Origin of the sequence: Gluconacetobacter tumulicola, from assembly GCF_014174215.1 — a bacterium.
GTDB classification, from domain to species: Bacteria; Pseudomonadota; Alphaproteobacteria; order Acetobacterales; family Acetobacteraceae; genus Gluconacetobacter; species Gluconacetobacter tumulicola.
Genome location: NZ_JABEQL010000030.1, coordinates 1 through 19,946 on the forward strand (window position 1 = coordinate 1; position 19,946 = coordinate 19,946).

Sequence of the window (19,946 nt, forward strand, 5' to 3'; positions counted from 1 at the left end):
AGCGTCCGCTTCCGCCCGATGACGCTGCCGGATCGCTTCATCGACCACAACACCCAGGACGCCCAGTATCGCGAGGCCGGGCTCGACGCCACCGCCATCGCAGCCACCGCCATGCACGCTCTGGGCGTGGCGTCGTCACAGCAGACGGCCTGATCCGGCGATAGCGGTCATGGCCAAGCAGCGCGCGGACCAGATGCTGGTCGACCGGGGCATGGTGGAAAGCCGTGCCCGCGCCCAGGCACTGATCCTGGCCGGGGTGGTCTATTCGGGCGATCGGCGCGTGGCCAAGGCCGGCGACCAATTGCCCGAGGACGCCCCCTTGCTGCTGAAGGGGCAGGATCACCCCTGGGTCTCGCGCGGCGGCGTGAAGTTGGCGCACGCGCTGGAGCATTTTGACCTGGACCCGGCGGGTGCAGTCGCGCTGGATGTCGGGGCCTCGACCGGCGGCTTTACCGACGTGCTGCTGACGCACGGGGCCACGCGGGTCTTCGCCGTCGATGTCGGGCATGGCCAACTGGCGTGGAAGCTGCGCAGCGACCCGCGCGTGGTGGTGCTGGAGAAATGCAACGCCCGCACGCTGGATGCCACGGCCATTCCCGATCTGATCGATGTGCTGGTCTGCGATGCCAGCTTCATCGGCCTGCGCACCGTCCTGCCCGCCGGGTTGGCCTTGTGCCGGCCAGGCGCCTGGGCCGTGGCGCTGATCAAGCCGCAGTTCGAGGCCGGGCGCGAGGCCGTGGGCGCCAAGGGCGTGGTGCGCGACCCGGCGGTGCATGATTCGGTCTGCGCCATGATCCGGGAATGGTGGTCCGCCCTACCCGGCTGGACCGTGCTCGGGGTCGAGCCCAGCCCGATCACCGGGCCCGAGGGCAATCGCGAATTCCTGATCGCCGCGCGGCGGGACGCAGAGTAATTCCCCTTTTTCCGTCTGGATGTGGTAGGCAGCGCGGATTCAGCCCATTCGCGCCGCGATAATACGTGGCGCCTGCCCGATGAGTAGCCGTTCATGACCGCCGTTTCCGCTCACGCGCCCCAGATCCCCGCAGAGACCGGCCTGGCCGCCTCGCTCACCGAGGTCGAGCGCCAGCGCATCCTGGCGAAATCCGCCCTGTTCGCCCCGCCGACCGGCATGCTGCCGGACGGGCGGCGTGACCTGGTCGGCCTGTCGCGCGAGGAACTGACCGAGGCGCTGGTGGAAATCGGCGAGAAGCCGTTCCGTACCAAGCAGCTCTGGCACTGGCTCTATCATCAGGGCGTGACCGATTTCTCGCGCATGAGTTCGATCGCCAAGCCGTTGCAGGCGAAGCTGGCCGAACGCTTCGTCATCGGCCGGCCGGAAGCCACGACGGTCCAGACCTCGACCGACGATACGCGCAAGTTCCTGTTCCGTTTCCGCGACGGGCAGGAGGCCGAGACCGTCTATATCCCCGACCGGCGCGAGGATCGCGGCGCAGTCTGCATCTCGTCGCAGGTCGGCTGCACGCTCTCCTGCACCTTCTGCCATACAGGCACGCAGAAGCTGGTGCGCAACCTGGGCGCGGCCGAGATCGTCGGCCAGTTCATGGCGGCGCGCGACAGCTATGGCGAATGGCCCAGCCCCAGGGGCGAAACCCCGCGTTTGCTGTCGACCATCGTGCTGATGGGCATGGGCGAGCCACTGTATAATTACGAAAATGTCGCCAAGGCGATGAAGATCGTCATGGATGGCGAGGGCATCGGCCTGTCGCGCCGCCGTATCACGCTCTCCACCTCCGGCGTGGTGCCGATGATGGACCAGTGCGGGTCGGAACTGGGGATCAACCTCGCGATCTCGCTGCATGCCGTGCGCAACGACCTGCGCGACGAGATCGTACCGCTGAACCGCAAATACCCGATCGAGGAACTGATCGCCGCCTGCCGCCGCTACCCCGCGGCCAGCAACGCCCGGCGGATCACGTTTGAATACATCATGCTACGCGGCGTGAATGACAGTGAGGCCGATGCCCGCGAACTGGTGCGCCTGATCGCCGGCATTCCGGCCAAGGTCAACCTCATCCCGTTCAACCCCTGGCCCGGCAGCGACTACCGGCCGTCGACGCGCGAGCAACTGGCCAAATTCGCCCAGATCGTGATGGATGCGGGCTTCGCCTCGCCCATCCGCATGCCGCGCGGGCGCGACATCCTGGCCGCATGCGGGCAGTTGCGTACCGAAAGCCAGCGCGAACGGCGCAGCCTGCCGGCCTGATATCCAGCCGGGCGTGCGCCTGCATTTCAGGCGGCCCCCGCTGGCACCATCTTCCATCCGATGCTAGGAGGCGGGGATCAGGCGCCCCGCCGCCGGCACTCTTTCACCCTTTCAGATTCGACGACAGGAGATCCCGTTCCATGGCCGCAAAGGACGTCAAGAAGGTCGTGCTCGCCTATTCCGGCGGTCTCGATACGTCCGTGATTCTGCGCTGGCTGCAGACCACCTATGGCTGCGAGGTCGTGACCTTCACCGCCGACCTGGGCCAGGGCGAAGAGCTGGAGCCGGCGCGCAAGAAGGCCGAGATGTTCGGCGTGAAGGAGATCTTCGTCGAGGATCTGCGCGAGACCTTCGTGAAGGATTTCGTCTTTCCGATGTTCCGCGCCAACACGCTGTACGAGGGCCAGTATCTGCTGGGCACCTCGATCGCCCGCCCGCTGATCGCCCAGCGCCAGATCGAGATCGCCGAGGCGGTCGGCGCCGACGCTGTCGCCCATGGCGCGACCGGCAAGGGCAACGACCAGGTGCGTTTCGAACTGGCCTATTACGCGCTGAAGCCCGACGTGACGGTGATCGCGCCCTGGCGCGAGTGGGACCTGACCTCGCGCACCCGCCTGCTGGCCTTCGCCGAGGAACATCAGATCCCCATCGCCAAGGACAAGCGCGGCGAAGCCCCCTTCTCGGTCGATGCCAACCTCCTGCACTCCTCGTCGGAAGGCAAGCTGCTGGAAGACCCGGCCGAAGCGCCGGACGAGATCGTGTTCCAGCGCACCATCTCGCCTGAGGCCGCCCCGGATGTGGCGACCGAGATTGCGATCGATTTCGTCTCGGGCGATCCGGTGGCGCTGAACGGCGTGACCCTGTCGCCGGCCACCCTGCTGACGCGGCTGAACGAACTGGGCAAGGCGAACGGCATCGGCCGCCTGGACCTGGTGGAGAACCGCTTCGTCGGCATGAAGTCGCGCGGCATCTACGAGACGCCGGGCGGCACCATCCTGCTGGCGGCCCATCGCAGCATGGAGTCCATCACGCTGGACCGTGAGGCCGGGCACCTGAAGGACAGCCTGATGCCGCGCTATGCCGAGATCATCTATAACGGCTTCTGGTTCTCGCCCGAACGCCGGATGCTCCAGGCCCTGATCGACGAGAGCCAGCATTCGGTGACCGGCCGCGTGCGGCTGAAGCTCTACAAGGGCAATGTGATCTGCGTGGGTCGCGAAAGCCCCAACAGCCTGTACGATACCCGCGTCGTCACCTTCGAGGATGACGAGGGCGCTTACAACCAGGCCGACGCCCAGGGCTTCATCAAGCTGAACGCGCTGCGCCTGCGCCTGGGGGCCCAGATCGGACGCCGGGGCGGCGCGCTGTAAGCGCGACGCCTCCTTCCCGCCCTTCCATTTCCGCTAAACCGAGGTGTCATGAAACGTCTGTCCCGCGTCACTTCCCTCCTCCTGGCTTCCGCGACCGCCCTGTCGCTGGCGGCGTGCGGCGCACGCCCCGAGGAATCCAAGCCGGACATGACGCCCGAGCAGTTCATGGCCAAGATCCGGGCCGAGCCCGGCGTGCAGAGCCTGCCCGACGGGCTGGCTTACAAGGTGCTGGAGAGCGGCCCCAAGGACGGGCAGAGCCCGTCGGTCGGCGACGGGATGATGGTGATCTATGAAGGCCGCCTGCCCGAAGGCGGCATATTTGACAGCTCCGATCAGCACGGCAAGGGCTCTTACATGCAGATGCCGCTGGACGGGGTGATCAAGGGCTGGATGGAGGCGCTGCCCCTGATGCATGTCGGCGATACCTGGATGCTGTATGTGCCGCCCGAACTGGGCTACGGCCATCGTTCGATGGGTATCATCCCGGCCGACAGCCCGCTGATCTTCAAGATCCAGCTTCTGGGCGTCTCGAAGCAGTAAGCGCGGGAGCCGCGCCGGTGCGCAAAATCGCATGATGCGGCGCGCGCGGCACCTCGCCCCCTTCGTCGCGGGCCTTCTGGGCCTGCTGGCGATGGGCGGCTGTTCGTCGCACCATAATCTCGGCCAGGCACGCTACCGGGCCAATTGCGGGATCTGCCATCATGGCGGCGAAGGCATGCTGGGGGAAATCCCGCCTCTGACCGGGCGGATCGACCGGATCGCCCGCACCCCGGACGGGCGACATTATCTGGTCGATGTGCTGCTGAACGGCCTGAATGGCCCGCTGGTCGCCAATGGCGACCGGTATAATTTTTCCATGCCGTCGTTTCGCCGCCTTTCGGATACCGAGATCGCGGCAATCCTGACCTATCTGTCCGCCAGCGGCGGCCGGACCGATCCGCCATCCTTCGCCGCCGGCGATGTCGCGGCACAGCGGGCCGCGCCTCTCGGCCCTTCCCGCGTGGCGGACGAACGGCAGGCGCTGGACCGCCTGCATCCCCTGCCCTGAAACCCGGATGTCGTGATCGACGACCGGCTTGACCGGATCGGGTCCGACGCCTGAAAAGAACCCTCATGCAACGCATATTCTCCGGCATTCAGCCGACCGGTATTCCGCAGTTGGGCAATTATCTGGGCGCGATCCGCAACTGGGTCGCGTTGCAGGCCGATCACGAGTGCATTTTCTGCCTCGTGGACCTGCATGCCATCACGGTGTGGCAGGAGCCGGAAGTCCTGCGCCAGCAGACTCTGGCCCAGACCGCCGTCCTGCTGGCTGCCGGCATCGACCCGAAGGCCCATATCCTGTTCAACCAGTCCGCCGTCAGTGCCCATGCGCGGATGGGCTGGATCTTCAACTGCGTGTCCCGCCTGGGCTGGCTGAACCGCATGACGCAGTTCAAGGACAAGGCAGGCAAGGACCGGGAGAACCATTCGGCGGGGCTGTACGTCTATCCCAACCTGATGGCCGCCGACATCCTGACCTACAAGGCAACGCGGGTTCCGGTCGGTGACGACCAGCGCCAGCATCTGGAACTGGCCAACGACATCGCCCAGAAATTCAACCATGATTACGGCGTCGAATTCTTCCCGGCGATCGAGGCGCTGATCCCGCCCGCCGCCGCGCGCATCATGAGCCTGCGCGACGGCACGAAGAAGATGTCCAAATCCGATCCCTCAGCCCAGAGCCGGATCGAGATGACCGACGACGCCGACACGATCGCGCTCAAGATCCGCCGCGCCAAGACCGACCCCGAGCCCCTGCCCACCGAACCGGCCGGCCTGCTGGACCGGCCGGAGGCGCGCAATCTGGTCGATATCTATGCGGCACTGGCCGGCATTACGGCCGGCGAGGTGCTGGCGCGCCATGGCGGCGAAGGGTTCGGCCCGTTCAAGGCGGCGCTGACCGAGGTGCTGGTGCAGACGGTGGTCCCGATCGCCGACGAAACCAGGCGCCTGCTGGAAGCGCCGGACCATTTGCGCGCGGTGCTGCGTGACGGCGCCGGGCGGGCGGCGGAGATCGCCGAGCCGATCGTCAGCGAGGCCGAACGTCTTGTCGGCTTTCTGAAATAGGAAAGGCAGCACCATGCGCCAGGCCCTGCATCGTCTCGACATCCCGACCCGTGGCAAGGGGCTGGTGATGTTTACCGATGCGGTCCGGCAATGGGTCGCGGATACCGGGATCGACACCGGGCTGCTGACGATCTGGTGCCGGCATACCTCGGCATCGCTGACGGTGCAGGAAAACGCCGACCCGACGGTGCGCGAGGATATTAAACGCTTCTTCGAGGCACTGGTCCCCGAGGCGCCGGGCCGTTACATCCATGACGATGAAGGGCCCGACGACATGCCCGCCCATCTGCGGAGCATGCTGACCCAGAGCCAACTTTCGATCCCGGTTGCCGACGGGCAACCGGTTCTGGGAACGTGGCAGGGGCTCTATCTGTTCGAGCACCGCCGCCAGCCCCACCGCCGGCAGCTTATCCTGCACCTGATCGGCGAATAATCCTCACCACGTCGGAACGAGGAAGCGCGCGGGGCAATTATCCTGCGCCTCTGGCGCGCGCATGAAGGCGCTGGCTCGTGGGAAGTCCGCCACCCGCTCGCGCTTCAGGGTGAACCATAGCTGGGTCAGCACGTCGTGGCCCGCATGGTCGTGCTCGCAGCGAAGCTGAAGCGCACGATCCGTTTCGGTATGGAACGCGACGTGGAACGCCTTCATCACCGCGTCTCTGGTGACGACCTGCCCCTGCCATGCCTGTAGGACGGTACCGAAATCGGACTGCGCGACTACGGTGCGCATGTCCAGCGCGGTATGGAAGAACGTCTCGGCCGGGATGCCGAAACATTGGACATGCTTGTGATATTCATGGTCGGGCAGTCTGTGCGTCAGATGCGCCACGCTCTGGTCCAGTGCCAGCTTCGTCTCGCTGCTCACGGCCAGGGGGGCGGCAGGCTCCTGCCCGGGATAGATGTCGCATCCGGCGGCCCACCAGCGCTGCGGAGGCACACCTTCGGCAATGAGCTGCTGGGGCCGTGATGCCCACAGCCCATGCAGGCCGATCAGCGGCGCTTTAGGCTGGTCGGGCTGGCAGCCCGGTCCACTAGCGCAGAAGCCGGGTTGCCAGGTGAGCGCCAGCGTATAATGGCCGAAATCGCCATGCGCGGGCGGGCTGATCACGCTGCCTGCCACCTGCATGGGCGGCGGCGAAACGGTGGTCGGCGCGCAGGCGGCCATTCCGGCCGCCAGCACAAGACCGCCGAGCGCAAGGCGCGCGTGGCTTGCCACACGATAGGCCATCGTCATTCTATTCTTTTGCTTTATCGACACAGGATGGCCGCGTGGTGGATCAGATGATCCTGGATGAAGGACTGGATGAACCAGTAGGAATGATCATAGCCGGGGTGGCGGCGCAGGATCAGCTTCTGGCCAGCCGCCCTGGCGGCCTCTTCCAGATGCCAGGGCTGTAACTGTGCATCGAGGAACTGGTCCGCATCGCCCTGGTCTACGAGGATGGTCGTCGGGTGGGTGTGGCCCGCGCGCAGCAGCAGGGTGGCATCATGGACCGCCCATGTCGCGCGATCCGGCCCCAGATAGCCGGTAAAGGCCTTCTCGCCCCACGGCACCGCCGCCGGATGGACGATCGGCGCGAAGGCCGAGACCGATTTCCAGCGATCGGGTGCGCGCAGTGCATGCACCAGCGCCCCGTGGCCGCCCATCGAGTGCCCCATGATGCCGCGCCGTGCTCCATCCACGGGAAAATGGGCCTCGGTCAGAGCGGGCAGTTCCTCGGCGATATAGGTGCCCATGCGGTAATGGGTGGACCATGGTGCCTGGGTCGCGTCCAGATAGAACCCGGCGCCGCTGCCGAAATCATAGCTGTCATCCTCACCCGCCACTCCCGCCCCCCGGGGTGAGGTGTCCGTCGCGACCAGCGCAATCCGGTATTCCGCCGCAAAGCGCACCGCATTGGCCTTGATCAGGAAGGTTTCCTCGGTGCAGGTCAGGCCGGCCAGCAGGTGGATGACCGGCACCGGCTCGTCGGTCGAGGCGCCATCGGGCATGAAGACCGCGAAGCGCGCTTCCAACCCCAGGCTGTCGGACGGATGGCTGTAGAAACCCAGCGTGCCGCCGCAACAGGCATGGGTAGCGCGGGTGGTGATCGCCACGCTCAGAACTCGACGACGGTGCGGATGCTTTCGCCGCGCGTCATCATGTCGAAGCCCTCGTTGATCTTCTCCAGCGGCAGCGTGTGGGTGATCAGGCTGTCGATGTCGATCTTGCCGTCCATGTACCAGTCGACGATCTTCGGCACGTCGGTCCGCCCGCGCGCGCCGCCGAAGGCCGAGCCGATCCAGCGACGGCCGGTCACGAGCTGGAACGGACGGGTGCTGATCTCCTGCCCCGCGCCGGCTACGCCGATGATGGTGGAAACGCCCCAGCCGCGATGCGAACATTCCAGAGCCTGACGCATCAGCGTCGGGTTGCCCACGCATTCGAAAGAATAATCCGCACCGCCGCCGGTCAGTTCGACCAGGTGCCCCACAACGTCACCGTTGGGCTCCAGATCCTTCGGGTTGACGAAATGGGTCATGCCGAACTTGCGCGCCATCTCCTCGCGCGCCGGGTTGATGTCCACGCCGACGATCATGTCGGCGCCCACCATCCGCGCCCCCTGGATGACGTTCAGCCCGATCCCGCCCAGGCCGAACACCACCACCGTCGATCCGGTCTCGACCTTGGCGGTGAACAGCACCGCGCCGATGCCCGTGGTGACGCCGCAGCCGATATAGCAGACCTTGTCGAACGGGGCGTCGGGGCGGATCTTTGCCAGCGCGATCTCGGGCAGCACCGTGTAGTTCGCGAAGGTGGAGCAGCCCATATAATGATGGATCGGCCGCCCCTTGTAGGAAAAACGGCTGGTGCCGTCCGGCATCAATCCCTTGCCCTGCGTCGCGCGGATGGCGGTGCAGAGGTTGGTCTTGCGCGACAGGCAGGATTTACATTCCCGGCATTCGGGCGTGTAGAGCGGGATCACATGATCGCCGGGCTTCAGGTGCTTCACGTCCGGCCCGACCTCGACGACCACGCCGGCGCCCTCATGCCCCAGGATGGCCGGAAACAGCCCCTCGGGATCGGCGCCGGAGAGCGTGTATTTGTCGGTATGGCACAATCCGGTGGCCTTGATCTCGACCAGCACCTCGCCCGCTTTCGGGCCCTCAAGCTGTACCGTCTCGATCTCGAGTGGCTTGCCAGCCTCGAACGCGACCGCCGCCCTTACGTCCATGATCGTGCCTCTTCAGAATCGTGCTTCGAAATTACCGCATCATAAAGGGTGGCATCTCTAGAAGGGTCAATGCCGCCCGACGGGTTTGCAACAGAGAATGTCGCGACTGTCACAAAATTCGTTTTTCCGTTCAGCCTGTTGTCTTTCCCCGGAGCGTCGTCAGTATGGCCGTCGGCTGGCCGGCGTTGCGGGCCCGCGAACGCATCCAGTCCAGAGGGAGAAAGCATCGATGATCGTCGACCGGCGGATCGGATTATTCATCCTGATGCGCGAAAGCCTGCTGACATTGGCGCTCCTGGGGGCATGGGACGTCTTTGTCGTCGTCATGTTCCAGGTCTTCCATCAGGACTGGATGGAGCAGCCGACCCTGCCGGTGTCCCTGCTGGGCTCGGCCGTCGCGCTGTTCCTGGGCGTGCGCAACAACGTCGCTTACGGACGGTGGTGGGAAGCCCGGACGCTGTGGGGCGCGATCACGAACAATTGCCGTTCGTTCGGCCGACAGGCCGGGTCGCTGCTGGGCGGCCGGCCGGATCTGGCCAGTGCCATGGCGGCCTACCCCTACGCCTTGCGCGCCGCATTGGGGCGGCTGGACGGTTCGGCCGATGTCGCCCGGCTGCTGCCGCCCGAGATGCAGAGCGCAATCACCGGGTGGAACAATCAGCCCAACGCCATCCTGTATCAGATCGGACTGGCGGTGACCGAGGAAGTGGCGCGGCAGCGGATCGACGGGGCCGTCCACGGCCAGATCGACCGCATCCTGTCCGATCTGGCCAATGCCCAGGGCGGGCTGGAGCGCATTCGCAATACGCCGCTGGCCATCCAGTTCTCGCTGATTCCCAGGCTGGTGGCCAATATGTTCTGCGTCGTCCTGCCACTGTCGATGGTCCAGACGCTGGGGTGGATCACCCCACTCGGGTCATCGCTGGTCGGGCTGCTGTTCGTCGCCCTGGACAAGATCGGCAGTGACCTGCAGGACCCGTTCGATAATTCGCCCCACGCCATGCCGATGCTGACCATGGCCCGGACGATCGAGATCGACCTGCTGCAGCCCGTCCGTATCCCGGTCGGCGGCCCGATCGCGGCGGTGCGCGGCGTGCAGTCCTGAGCGTTTCACGGGGCGGACACGATCCGACGATCGAGACAGAATGGGAAAAATGTGATACAACTACACAAATGAGCATGTTCAGAACGACCCCCAAGGGCGGTGTGACCGACGCAATGGCGCGCACTGCCGCTGCCACAACCGCCGCACAGGCCAAGACCAAGGTCAAGGACGAAGACCCCTTCCGCGAGGGCGACGCCATCGTCTACGCCGCCCATGGTGTCGGACGGGTGGATCGCATCGGCATCGATGAGATCGCGGGCACCAAGCTGGAAATGATCCAGATCTCGTTCCCCGGCAACCAGATGACGTTGCGCATCCCGCTGACCAAGGCGCGCAAGGCCGGCCTGCGCAAGATCGTCTCGCGCGAGATCGTGGACAAGGCCATGGCCATCATCAAGGGCAAGCCGCATGTCAGCCGTGGCATGTGGGCCCGCCGTGCCGTCGCCTATCAGGAAAAGATCAATTCCGGCGATCTGGTCCAGATCGCCGAAGTGCTGCGCGACCTGCGCCGCAATGTCGACAGCCTGGACGGCAGCTTCAGCGAGCGCAAGCTGTTCGAAGCCGCGCAGGAACGCTTCGTGGCCGAAGTCGCGGTGCTGGAAGGCAAGGAGCCGGCCGCGGTGCTGGAAGCCCTGACGGCGGCGATGAAAGCCGCCTGATCCTGCCCGGCCCAGCCTCGCAAGCATCCGGGGCCGGAGAGATCATATGTTCATGCTCCGCCTGGCCCCGTGGCCGCTGGCGACCGGGTTTCGGCCCGCCGCCAGCGACGGGTCGCCAGGCGCCATGACAGACGCAGCCCCGCTGCCTGCTGTGCCAGCCATCCGCCGCTGACCAGCGCCGGCTCGGCCTTCGGGTCGCCGGTCTCCACGACATTGTGCGAGAAATTCGCCGTCCCCAGTATCATGTCCCACCAGGGAAAGACCGCGCCGTAATTGCACGAGCGCCGCCCGGCCGCGCGCAGGCCGTGATGCACGCGGTGAAAGTGCGGCGAGACCAGAATACGCTCGCCCAGCCAGCCGAACCCGACCCGCGTATTGGCATGCGACAGGCTTTCGACCAGCCGCAGGAACAGGATCAGCAGCGGGAATTGCAGCGGCGGCACGCCGATCAGCAACCCGACGACGATGGCCCAGACATAGGATGTGACATCGTCCAGCAGGTGGTTGCGATCATCAGACCAGAAGGTCATCTGCGTCTGTGCATGGTGCAGGGCATGCAGCCCATACCACCAGCCGAACAGATGCGACAGGCGATGCCGGACATATTCGGCGAAATCCAGGATCACGGCATACAGGAAGAATGTCGCGACCGGCCAATCCATCAGGGTGGGAAACACGCTCTCCAGCGTCGGCGGAATATAGCCATGGTCGGTCAGTACGCCGTTCAGCCAGGTCTGGATCTCGTAGAAACCGAAGAACGTCACGAGGGGAAACAGGCCGATGCGCGCGATCAGGGTATAGACAATGTCCATACTCACATTATCGCGGTTTTCCCACCGGCGCAGGGGCCAGAACCGCTCCAGCGGCATGCAGATCGCGAGGTTCAATACGACCTGCAACACGCCATAAATCGCAAACATCGCCCACAGGAAGGATGTGTCTTCCCACTCCATCCACCCGAAACGGTAGAGGATCGGGATCAGCCAGTTTTCCTGAATCCACCCGGCAAGCCATGAAAATGGATCGATCATTCCTGCCATCCTGCTGTCATGCGCGCGACGGCGCGCGAAGGCCCGTCACCCCTTTACGGGTTTAAGGGGAGAAACCCGCTTCCATCAAGACATCGCCGATCTTCTAGTAGTTGAACTGGTAGGAGAGGCCGATGCTGCTGCCCGGGTCGTTCTCGGGCGTGGTGAAGCCGGTGACGTTGCCGCCCGTCCCGACGGTGGTGTTCAGTTTCAGGCGGCGCGTCAGGTCGACCTGGACCTGCGCCTGCGTGCCCGACCCGCTGGTGGCCTGCTTTGCGCCGACATACACGCCGCGCATCACGTATTTGCCCGCCTCGACGCTGGTGCCGTTTCCTTTCCCGACCCCCGAGCCGCCTGTCAGTTGCAGCCGGTCCAGCCCCAGCGTGCTGCGCACCTTGCCCAGCGGGTCGAAGGCCGAGCCGCCGGTCAGGGTCGCGACCGCCGCCGCGATTTCGGCCATCTGGGTGGTCGACAGCGATTGCGCGTCGGTGCCGAACAGCAGCATCGCCATGATCTGATCCTGCGACAGCGGCGGCGTGGACGAGAAGGTGATCTTGGGCGCGCTGGCATAACCGCCCACCAGAAGCCGCGCGGTGCCGGCACTGGTCGCGCGCTCGGCCTCGAAATCCAGCGTCGGGTCGATTGCCTGGGTCACGCCCGACCCGTTGAAGGCTACCTGACCCTTCGTGAATTCCAGCGAAATGCCGGCCAGGTTGAAATTGCCCCGCCGCATCGCGAACCCACCGGCGATGGCGGGGGCCTCGGCCGTTCCGCCGACATGCAGGCGGCCGCGCATTTCTGCGTCCAGCCCGTGTCCGCGGACAAACATCTGGCCCGGCGAAGACGCGGTGACATCCAGCCCGACCACGAATTTGCCTGCCCCGTCAGCGTCGGCTGCCGGAGGCTTGTCGCCCGGACGGATCACATCCAGGGTTGCGATCGACGGCGGCAGCGAACTGGGAATATTGATCTCGGCATGCGGAATGACCACCTGCCCCGCCACGTCGATACGCGACGCAAGCGCACCCCGCACGGTCATGTCGGCATTGATCTGCGCCGTCACCAGGTCGCTGGCCAGGGGGCGGGCGTTCCTGGCCGTAATCCGCAGATCGATGGGCAGGCCCGGCTGAAAGGCCCCCAGCATACCGCTGACGGCAATACTGCCCGGCCCGGCCGTGGCCGACAGATTGTCGACCGTCAGCCGGTCATCCTGCGCGATGATCGTGCCCCGCATGTTCGAAAGCTGGATCCCCTGCGCATAATCATGCACCTGCCCTCCGGCCAGGGTCACCGTTCCCGAGGCTTTCGGCGCCGACAATGCGCCACGGAGCGCCAGCGACAGACGGGCCACCCCCTCGACCTGCCGCCCCTGGGCGCCCAGATAGGCATTGGCCGCCGAGAGATCGACATGGCCGTCAGCCTGCAACCCCATGGAGCCGGCTGAACCTGTCGGCACCGTGCCGCGTACCGCGAGGTCAAGCAGCGATCCCGCATGGGCCGTCGCATCGACACGCGCCTGGGTGCCCGACAATTGGGCGGTCGCATCCATATTCAGCGGCGGCAGTGCACCGCTGAAATCGCTGTGATAGGCCAGTCCCCTGGCCGTCACCGTCACCGTGCCCTGGGGATTGGCCGTCGTGCCGCGCAGGCTCGCCCGGGCACTGATCGTCCCGTCGGCCCGCAGCGACGGCATGAAGGGGCGGGCGATGGCGGGCGTCAGGTTGTCAACCGTCGCAGTCAGGCCCAGCGCGGGCTTTACCGTGCCGGCGACGTCGATCCTGGCCGCCGCCACGCCGGGGGGCGCCAGCGTCAGGCGCAGATGATCGACGCCGAGAGTCTTGCCGAAGCCGATCCGGGCCGGCTCCGTCAGGCGGATCGTCTCGCCCCGCACATTGGCCTCCAGAGACCGGATAGCCACCGATTGCGCCGGTGTATCGACGACCAGCGTGGTGGCCAGCGCCGCCGGAGCCCCGGCCAGCGCCTGGAATGTCGCATTGGCGCCAATCGCCATCGCGTCGCGCGGCCCGCGTGCCGTCACGCGGATATCTCCTGCCACGCCGGGCGCCGACACGCCATCCAGCCGCAATGTCATGTCGGTCCGCGTGGTTCCCAGCGGATCAGCGACGGTGCCGGCCAGGGACAGGCTGCGCAGCCGCGCCCGCGCGCTGGCCAGATTACCGTCGACGGCCACCGTCACGATTGGCGGCTGGCCCGCCTGCCCCCCGTTGGCGGCAGGGCCGGATGTGGGGTTCGCGGTGCGGATCGACGCCTTCAGCGAACCGGATATCGGCTGCCCGACAAGGTGCGACAGATCGGCAAGCCGCTCCATCTGCACATCCAGCGTGCCCAGCGGGGTGACCCGATGCGGGTTCAGCACCAGATGCCCGCTACCCGACAGGCTTTTCCAGTCCAGATGCGCCAGATCGATGGTCCGCCGCCCCTGCGGGTCCTGCTCCAGATCGGCGGCGATCGACAGGGGCGCCTCGTCTACCATCCCCCTGGCCATGAGTGTGCCCTGGGGATGGCTGGGCAGGTGATGGAAGACGGCATCCAGCATGACCGGGCCGACCGGCATCTCCTTCGTGCCCAATTGCCCGTCGAGATGCGCGGTGGCGGAGAAATCGGTCAGTGGCCCGTCAACCGCCAGCGTCAGCCCCGCCTGCCCGCGCACGGCCGGCGAGGCCCGCTGCAGGTCGTCGATCGCCAGATGCGCGGTCGCATTCACCGCCGGGCCCGCCTTTCCACCCGTCACGGGATCGGCAGCGGGGGCACTCGTCCGGGTGCCCGATACCGCCAGATGCATGGCCTGCCCGTCCAGCGCCAGCCGGTCGATGCGCAGAAGAGCGGGATGATCGCCCACCGCCTGCTGCATGGAAGCGCGCAGGGACAGCTTGCCGTCCGGACCGATCAGGGACACGGCCTGACGCTGGCCGCCGGTGATCGACAGCGGGCCATCCAGCGCCAGCGTCGTCGCATCATCGGGCCGCGCCGGCATCGCGAAGACCCCGTGCAGGGCCAGCCGGCCCGTCAGGGCGGTCCCGCCCGCCTCTGCCAGCGGCGCGAGCGCCGGCACATCGAGGTCGAATGTTCCATGCGCCGGCGTGGCGGTCATCACCTGCCCTGCGAGGTGCAGAAGCGTATGGTCCAGCCGGACATCCAGGGGCCAGCCCGCATCGTCAGGATGCAGGAACAGATCCAGCGTCAGTGGCGCGGCGGCGAACAGGCCGGGATCGCTGCCGGGGATCGACAGCGCATCGATGGCGGCATGCAGACGGGCGACCGACGGCTGGCCGCCCGTCGCCTCGTGCCCCTCGAAATCGACCGAGATCCGGCTGGCGGCCACGCCCGCCCCCATCGGTCGGTCCAGAGTCAGATGACCCTCTCCGACCGGATGATGCACATCGCCCGACAGATGCGCATCCAGGACGAGATTTTGCCAGCCGATCCCATCACGCACTGTCATATGGGGCGCACGGGCCGTGATGGACAATTGAGATTTTACATTGATAAAATCAATTATTCCATTGATTTTGGAAGATATATCTCCGGAGTTCAATGTGAAGGCCAGATGGTTCGCATCCCGGGGGCCATCCAGATCCAGCGCCAGATGCAACGGGTCCAGCGGTTCAAGCCCAGCTGTGCTGGCAAAGCCGCCCGGCCCTTCGTCGGCCACAAGGTGCAGCCCCAGGCGTCCCGGCACGATCTGCGTCCGCAGGGTCAATGTCCCGACGCGGTCCAGGCGCTTCAGGTTGAGGTCGATTGCCGCCGTGGGCAGCGTCGCCACGCTGAGCCCGTCCAGCATCGGCGCGAGATGGGCGAGCCGCGCGCTGCCGTCGAGCGAGAACGCGGCCTCGGTGCCCGCAATTCCCGCACCGACCTCGATCCGCCCGATATGGACGGCACGAAGGTCGATCCCCAGGTCGAAACTGCCGCCGTTCTTGTTGCTGGTGGAGGGTTTCGCTCCACTTTCCATCTGCAGGCGCGGAATGGCCAGACGCGCGATCGACAGCCGGTCGATGCGCGCCTGGCGGGCCAGCAGATGGGTCGGCCGCCAGTCCAGTTCCAGCCCGTCGATCGACAGCCACATCCCCTGGCGGTCATTGAGGCGAATATGGGCGATGCGCAATGCGTCGGGGAAACGGCCCGAAATCCCGTCCAGTGTGACCGCGCCGCCGGTCAGCTCGGCCGTCTGGCGTGCAATGGAATGGCGGCCCCAGCCCGTATTGGCCACGATCAGGATCGCCACCACGCCCAGCACGACCACCGCCAGCGGGACGCCAGCCAGCAGGCCCACGGTCCAGGCGACAATCCGGGGCCAGCGCCGTGGGCGCCCGGCGGATGGGGGCGGAGTGTCTGGCGCCATCAGAACGTTTCCCCCAGACCGAGATAGAGTCCCCACGTATCGCCGCGTTTCGGCCGGTTGAGCGGCACGGCGATATCCACGCGCACCGGGCCGATCGGCGTATAATAACGCACCCCGGCGCCTGCCCCGACCCGGAGCGTGCCCTGGAACGGCCGGCTGCCGGTGCCCACCTGGCCCGCATCGGCAAACAGCGCCCCGCCGAAGCTGCGGAACAGCCTCTGGCGAAATTCGACCGATCCCGCATCCATCGAGGTGCCGCCAATGGCATATTTGCTGCCGTCGAATTGCGGCCCCACCCCCTGGTAGCGGAAGCCGCGCACGGTCGCGCTGCCGCCGGCATACAGGCGCTGATCGGGCGGGATGTCGAAGGTCGAGGCGCCCTGCACGCTGCCCACGATGCCCCGCACCGCGATGACGCTGCGGCCGGGCCGCGAAATGCCGAGATGCGTCAGGTCAAAATAGGTCGAGGCGTTCGCCTGCATGATGGTGAAGAACGACATGCCGTTGATCAGCGATGCCGATGGCGTCACGCTGGCAGCCACGCGGACGCCATGGGTGGCCGGGTCGATCGGGTTGTCCAGGCCGGTGCTGTCATAGGTCGTCCCCAGGGGCAGCGAGACGATGGTATAATCGTTCGATATCCCCATCTGGTCGATATGTTCCTGTTCGGCCTGCCCTTCGAACGAGACGGTCCAGCGCTGCCCCAGCTTGCGCACCACGCCCGCCCGCACCAGCAGCGCCGTCTGCCGGTAGGAATAGAGAAGCTGGCGGATGCCCTCGACCCGCACACTGAGATTCTGGTCGCGGGACCCGAAATCCGGCTTCATCAGGTCGGCATACACATCATAGCCCAGCCCCTGCTGGGCCGACCCGCCAAGCCCGGTCACCAGGGCCGTCAGACGCAGGCGTTCCGCATTGCCGAAGATGTTGCGGTGGGTCCAACTGACGCCGGCCCGCCCGCCCAGGTCGGTCGAATACCCGCCCTGCACGGCCACCATCCGGACCTTGCCTTCCTTGAATGCCATCGACAGCGGCATCTGCCTGCCCGCCGTAAGGGGCGGCGCATCATTGACCTGCACATCGGAAAACACGCCCAGACCGGCCAGATCCTGCCGGGCGGATTCGATCCGCGACGGCTGATACAAATCGTTGGGGTGGATGGTCATCCGTCGGGCGATATAGGCGGGATGCGTGCGCGTCATGCCGGACAGGCTGATCGCGCCGATGGTCACCACCGGGCCGCTGCGCACCGTATATTCGACGTCGAGCGTATGGGTTACCGGTCGCAGCCAGGCTTTCGGCGTATCGACCTGTGCCAGCGCGTGCCCTTCCTCCTTCAATTGGCTCTGCAGGTTCGCCCCCGCCGTCAGCACGTCGGACGCGACAGCCGGCTGGCCGGCCTTCACCCCCAGGGCCTTGCTCTCGAGCGCATTCAGGACCACCGGCCCGGTTCCGTCACCCGATGCGCGCACCAATGTCACGCGGCCAAGCCGGAAGATCTCGCCCCGGGTCGGCGTGATCGTCACCTGTACCGCCTGCCCCTTGGGAATTGCCAGCAGCCATTCCGGAAGCCGGGGATCGGTCCCGTCCATCGAGGCAGCGGCTACCGCATTCTTCGCGCCCTGTGGCCGCACCGTGATGCGGATCGCCGGGGCGTAATAGCCATAGCTTTCGAGCGCGGTCCGCAGCCGGTCGTAATCGTTGCGAATCCGGCCGGCCAGGGCGAACGGACTGACGGCATGGGTCTTCTGCAGGGACAGCAGGCTGGATGACGCACTGATCGCGGCATCCAGTTCGGCCTGGCCCGTCGGCGTGACGGTGGTGGTGTAAGTCTGGGGATCGGCGCCGAGAACCGTATCGGCCGGCCAGCACAGCGCGACCGCAAGAACGCCGCCGACAACGGCAAGACCGCTCCGGCGCGCGGGGTCTCCATTCCATGCGGCCAAACCAGGATGGTCCGGCCGATCTGCCCTGTCCGCTCTTCGCCCCGAAAACACGCGACGTCGCCGCACCGCTGTCAATGTATCCCTGTCCCGTTCCTGTGCTTCATCCCGCTCACCGGTCCGACCGGTCCATCGTTCACGTGCCCGCTCGCCCGCTCGCCCGCTCGCCCGCACGAGCACATTTAATCCGTTTATAAGGCAATCGTTTGATGAGACGACAAAAAACAATCTCATGACGCGCGGAAGGGTTTTTACCCGGGACTCGGAAACTTGCCTTGACAAAAGGCCCCGTATTTTTACCTGATCAGACAGGTAACGACGCCGCCGCGTCCCGCCCTGTATGAGGGAGGTTTGCCGCACGATGATGCTGTCACGCCCCGAGTGCTTCGACTCGTGCCCTTGACCGGGCGCCCCGCGCATATGATGTGTTCCCGCGACCGCGCGGGATGGTCCGGCGGCGCGCCCAGGAAGTTTCAATCGTGACCCAGCATTCCGTCTGCCCCCCCATGGAGTCCGGCCGGGAGGTAAAGGGCCTCCATGTCATCACATGGGGCTGCCAGATGAATGTCTATGACAGCGCCCGCATGACCGACGTGCTGCGCCCCCTGGGCTACAAATCGGTCGAAACCCCCGACGCGGCCGACATGGTGATCCTGAACACCTGCCATATCCGCGACCGGGCGGCGGAAAAGGTCTTCTCGGAACTCGGCCGCCTGCGTCTGGTGAAGGATGCCCGTGCCGCCGAAGGGCAGCGCACCATCCTGGCCGTCGCCGGATGCGTGGCTCAGGCCGAAGGGGCGGAAATCCTGGCCCGCGCGCCTTACGTGGATATCGTGCTCGGCCCGCAGACCTATCACCGCCTGCCGGAGATGGTCGCGCGGGCGGCACGGGCGGCCGGCGCCGTCATCGACACGGATTTCCCCGCCGAGCAGAAATTCGATTTCCTGCCCGACGCCCAGGCCCCGCAGACGCCTGGCGGGATCACGGCCTTCCTGACCATCCAGGAAGGCTGCGACAAATTCTGCTCGTTCTGCGTGGTGCCCTACACGCGGGGCGCCGAATCCAGCCGCCCGGTCGATTCGGTGCTGCGCGAGGCCCGCCGCCTGGTCGAATCGGGCGCGCGCGAGATCACGCTGCTGGGCCAGAACGTGAACGCCTATCACGGCGAGGGGCCGGACGGCCGCGTCTGGGGGCTGGCACGGCTGGCCGAATCCCTGGCGGCGATCCCGGGGCTGGCACGCATCCGCTATACCACGTCGCATCCCCGCGACATGGAAGACGCGCTGATCGCCGGCCATCGCGACCTGCCGGCGCTGATGCCCTTCCTGCACCTGCCGGTGCAGTCGGGCTCGGACCGGATCCTGGCAGCGATGAACCGGGGGCATACCGCCGCCGAATATCGCGACCTTGTCCTGCGCCTGCGCGACGCGCGGCCGGACATCGCGCTGTCGTCGGATTTCATCGTCGGCCATCCCGGTGAAAGCGATGCGGATTTCGAGGCGACGATGCAGCTGATCCGCGATGTCGGATTAGCGCAGGCGTTCTCGTTCAAATATTCCCCCCGTCCGGGCACCCCGGCCGCCGGCGCGCCGATGCAGGTGCCCGAGGACGTGAAGGACGCACGGCTGCAGGCATTGCAGGCCCTGCTGCGCACGCAGCAGGACGCGTTCAATGCCGGGACGGTGGGGCGCGTGGTTCCCGTGCTGTTTACCGGGCGCGGGCGCAAGCCGGGGCAGTTGTCCGGCCGGTCACCCTATCTGCAACCCGTGCATGTCGATGGGCCCGATACGCTGATCGGGCAGATCGCACAGGTCGAGATCCGGGAGCGTTACACCAACTCACTGAGTGGAACCCTCATACAGGAGAGAGCCTTCGCTTGAGAGAACAGACGGTATCAGCGATCCTGCCCGGCCGGCGCCCTGCCCGGACG

16 protein-coding genes are annotated in these 19,946 nt (G+C 66.3%); 10 read left to right on the forward strand and 6 right to left on the reverse strand.

The window, feature by feature from the left end; translation table 11 throughout:
* The first annotated feature begins 169 nt into the window (after positions 1 to 169).
* From HLH29_RS16320 to HLH29_RS16350, 7 genes are all read left to right on the forward strand, one after another.
* Positions 170 to 913: a TlyA family RNA methyltransferase gene (locus HLH29_RS16320; protein ID WP_182968446.1), complete on the forward strand. Its 744-nt coding sequence runs from the start codon at positions 170 to 172 to the stop codon at positions 911 to 913.
* Positions 914 to 1,006: 93 nt separating this feature from the next.
* Positions 1,007 to 2,224 carry a 23S rRNA (adenine(2503)-C(2))-methyltransferase RlmN gene (gene rlmN, locus HLH29_RS16325; protein ID WP_182968447.1) on the forward strand — a complete coding sequence of 406 codons (1,218 nt, stop codon included), beginning with the start codon at positions 1,007 to 1,009 and terminating at the stop codon, positions 2,222 to 2,224.
* 140 nt (positions 2,225 to 2,364) lie between these two features.
* The gene (locus HLH29_RS16330; RefSeq protein ID WP_182968448.1) at positions 2,365 to 3,594 is read left to right on the forward strand and encodes an argininosuccinate synthase; all 1,230 of its coding nucleotides are present in this window, start codon (positions 2,365 to 2,367) and stop codon (positions 3,592 to 3,594) included.
* A 48-nt stretch (positions 3,595 to 3,642) separates the two neighbouring features.
* On the forward strand, positions 3,643 to 4,134 hold the full coding sequence (locus tag HLH29_RS16335; protein WP_182968449.1) for an FKBP-type peptidyl-prolyl cis-trans isomerase: 492 nt from the start codon (positions 3,643 to 3,645) through the stop codon (positions 4,132 to 4,134).
* Positions 4,135 to 4,165: 31 nt separating this feature from the next.
* Positions 4,166 to 4,642, forward strand: coding sequence for a c-type cytochrome (locus HLH29_RS16340; RefSeq protein ID WP_246374337.1), 477 nt, complete (start codon positions 4,166 to 4,168; stop codon positions 4,640 to 4,642).
* 65 nt (positions 4,643 to 4,707) lie between these two features.
* The gene (trpS, locus tag HLH29_RS16345) at positions 4,708 to 5,703 is read left to right on the forward strand and encodes a tryptophan--tRNA ligase (protein ID WP_182968450.1); all 996 of its coding nucleotides are present in this window, start codon (positions 4,708 to 4,710) and stop codon (positions 5,701 to 5,703) included.
* Positions 5,704 to 5,716: 13 nt separating this feature from the next.
* Positions 5,717 to 6,136, forward strand: a complete 420-nt coding sequence (locus tag HLH29_RS16350) for a secondary thiamine-phosphate synthase enzyme YjbQ (protein WP_182968451.1) — start codon at positions 5,717 to 5,719, stop codon at positions 6,134 to 6,136.
* Between the two features lie 3 nt (positions 6,137 to 6,139).
* On the opposite strand, the gene HLH29_RS16355 is transcribed toward HLH29_RS16350, so the two are convergent.
* From HLH29_RS16355 to HLH29_RS16365, 3 genes are read right to left on the reverse strand one after another with little or no spacing between them, the layout of a single operon-like run.
* Positions 6,140 to 6,931, reverse strand: a complete 792-nt coding sequence (locus tag HLH29_RS16355; RefSeq protein ID WP_182968452.1) for a ribonuclease T2 family protein — start codon at positions 6,929 to 6,931, stop codon at positions 6,140 to 6,142.
* Positions 6,932 to 6,951: 20 nt separating this feature from the next.
* Positions 6,952 to 7,800, reverse strand: a complete 849-nt coding sequence (fghA, locus tag HLH29_RS16360) for an S-formylglutathione hydrolase (RefSeq protein ID WP_182968453.1) — start codon at positions 7,798 to 7,800, stop codon at positions 6,952 to 6,954.
* A gap of 2 nt (positions 7,801 to 7,802) precedes the next feature.
* Positions 7,803 to 8,918: an S-(hydroxymethyl)glutathione dehydrogenase/class III alcohol dehydrogenase gene (locus HLH29_RS16365; protein WP_182968454.1), complete on the reverse strand. Its 1,116-nt coding sequence runs from the start codon at positions 8,916 to 8,918 to the stop codon at positions 7,803 to 7,805.
* Between the two features lie 229 nt (positions 8,919 to 9,147).
* On the opposite strand from HLH29_RS16365, the gene HLH29_RS16370 reads away from it, so the two are divergent.
* Together HLH29_RS16370 and HLH29_RS16375 are read left to right on the forward strand one after the other, a co-directional pair.
* The gene (locus HLH29_RS16370; protein ID WP_182968455.1) at positions 9,148 to 10,023 is read left to right on the forward strand and encodes a bestrophin family protein; all 876 of its coding nucleotides are present in this window, start codon (positions 9,148 to 9,150) and stop codon (positions 10,021 to 10,023) included.
* Positions 10,024 to 10,091: 68 nt separating this feature from the next.
* Positions 10,092 to 10,682 (forward strand): CarD family transcriptional regulator, encoded by a 591-nt coding sequence (locus HLH29_RS16375; RefSeq protein ID WP_182968456.1) that lies wholly within the window; start codon positions 10,092 to 10,094, stop codon positions 10,680 to 10,682.
* Positions 10,683 to 10,732: 50 nt separating this feature from the next.
* On the opposite strand, the gene HLH29_RS16380 is transcribed toward HLH29_RS16375, so the two are convergent.
* The 3 genes from HLH29_RS16380 to HLH29_RS16390 form a co-directional block, all read right to left on the reverse strand.
* Positions 10,733 to 11,713 (reverse strand): sterol desaturase family protein, encoded by a 981-nt coding sequence (locus tag HLH29_RS16380; RefSeq protein WP_182968457.1) that lies wholly within the window; start codon positions 11,711 to 11,713, stop codon positions 10,733 to 10,735.
* Positions 11,714 to 11,816: 103 nt separating this feature from the next.
* On the reverse strand, positions 11,817 to 16,073 hold the full coding sequence (locus HLH29_RS16385) for a translocation/assembly module TamB domain-containing protein (RefSeq protein ID WP_182968458.1): 4,257 nt from the start codon (positions 16,071 to 16,073) through the stop codon (positions 11,817 to 11,819).
* Positions 16,073 to 18,019, reverse strand: a complete 1,947-nt coding sequence (locus tag HLH29_RS16390) for an autotransporter assembly complex protein TamA (protein WP_182968459.1) — start codon at positions 18,017 to 18,019, stop codon at positions 16,073 to 16,075. The genes HLH29_RS16385 and HLH29_RS16390 overlap by 1 nt, the downstream gene beginning before the upstream one ends.
* Before the next feature lie 503 nt (positions 18,020 to 18,522).
* Here HLH29_RS16390 and miaB point away from each other — a divergent pair.
* Positions 18,523 to 19,896 (forward strand): tRNA (N6-isopentenyl adenosine(37)-C2)-methylthiotransferase MiaB, encoded by a 1,374-nt coding sequence (miaB, locus tag HLH29_RS16395; RefSeq protein ID WP_182968484.1) that lies wholly within the window; start codon positions 18,523 to 18,525, stop codon positions 19,894 to 19,896.
* Positions 19,897 to 19,946: the final 50 nt, after the last annotated feature.

What these genes read in the sequence shown, in the direction of transcription:
- HLH29_RS16320 (WP_182968446.1), top strand. Translation starts at nt 170, where the DNA reads ATGGCCAAGCAGCGCGCGGACCAGATGCTGGTCGACCGGGGCATGGTG.
- rlmN (WP_182968447.1), top strand. Translation starts at nt 1,007, where the DNA reads ATGACCGCCGTTTCCGCTCACGCGCCCCAGATCCCCGCAGAGACCGGC.
- HLH29_RS16330 (WP_182968448.1), top strand. Translation starts at nt 2,365, where the DNA reads ATGGCCGCAAAGGACGTCAAGAAGGTCGTGCTCGCCTATTCCGGCGGT.
- HLH29_RS16335 (WP_182968449.1), top strand. Translation starts at nt 3,643, where the DNA reads ATGAAACGTCTGTCCCGCGTCACTTCCCTCCTCCTGGCTTCCGCGACC.
- HLH29_RS16340 (WP_246374337.1), top strand. Translation starts at nt 4,166, where the DNA reads ATGATGCGGCGCGCGCGGCACCTCGCCCCCTTCGTCGCGGGCCTTCTG.
- trpS (WP_182968450.1), top strand. Translation starts at nt 4,708, where the DNA reads ATGCAACGCATATTCTCCGGCATTCAGCCGACCGGTATTCCGCAGTTG.
- HLH29_RS16350 (WP_182968451.1), top strand. Translation starts at nt 5,717, where the DNA reads ATGCGCCAGGCCCTGCATCGTCTCGACATCCCGACCCGTGGCAAGGGG.
- HLH29_RS16355 (WP_182968452.1), bottom strand. Translation starts at nt 6,931, where the DNA reads ATGGCCTATCGTGTGGCAAGCCACGCGCGCCTTGCGCTCGGCGGTCTT.
- HLH29_RS16365 (WP_182968454.1), bottom strand. Translation starts at nt 8,918, where the DNA reads ATGGACGTAAGGGCGGCGGTCGCGTTCGAGGCTGGCAAGCCACTCGAG.
- HLH29_RS16370 (WP_182968455.1), top strand. Translation starts at nt 9,148, where the DNA reads ATGATCGTCGACCGGCGGATCGGATTATTCATCCTGATGCGCGAAAGC.
- HLH29_RS16375 (WP_182968456.1), top strand. Translation starts at nt 10,092, where the DNA reads ATGAGCATGTTCAGAACGACCCCCAAGGGCGGTGTGACCGACGCAATG.
- HLH29_RS16380 (WP_182968457.1), bottom strand. Translation starts at nt 11,713, where the DNA reads ATGATCGATCCATTTTCATGGCTTGCCGGGTGGATTCAGGAAAACTGG.
- HLH29_RS16385 (WP_182968458.1), bottom strand. Translation starts at nt 16,073, where the DNA reads ATGGCGCCAGACACTCCGCCCCCATCCGCCGGGCGCCCACGGCGCTGG.
- miaB (WP_182968484.1), top strand. Translation starts at nt 18,523, where the DNA reads ATGGAGTCCGGCCGGGAGGTAAAGGGCCTCCATGTCATCACATGGGGC.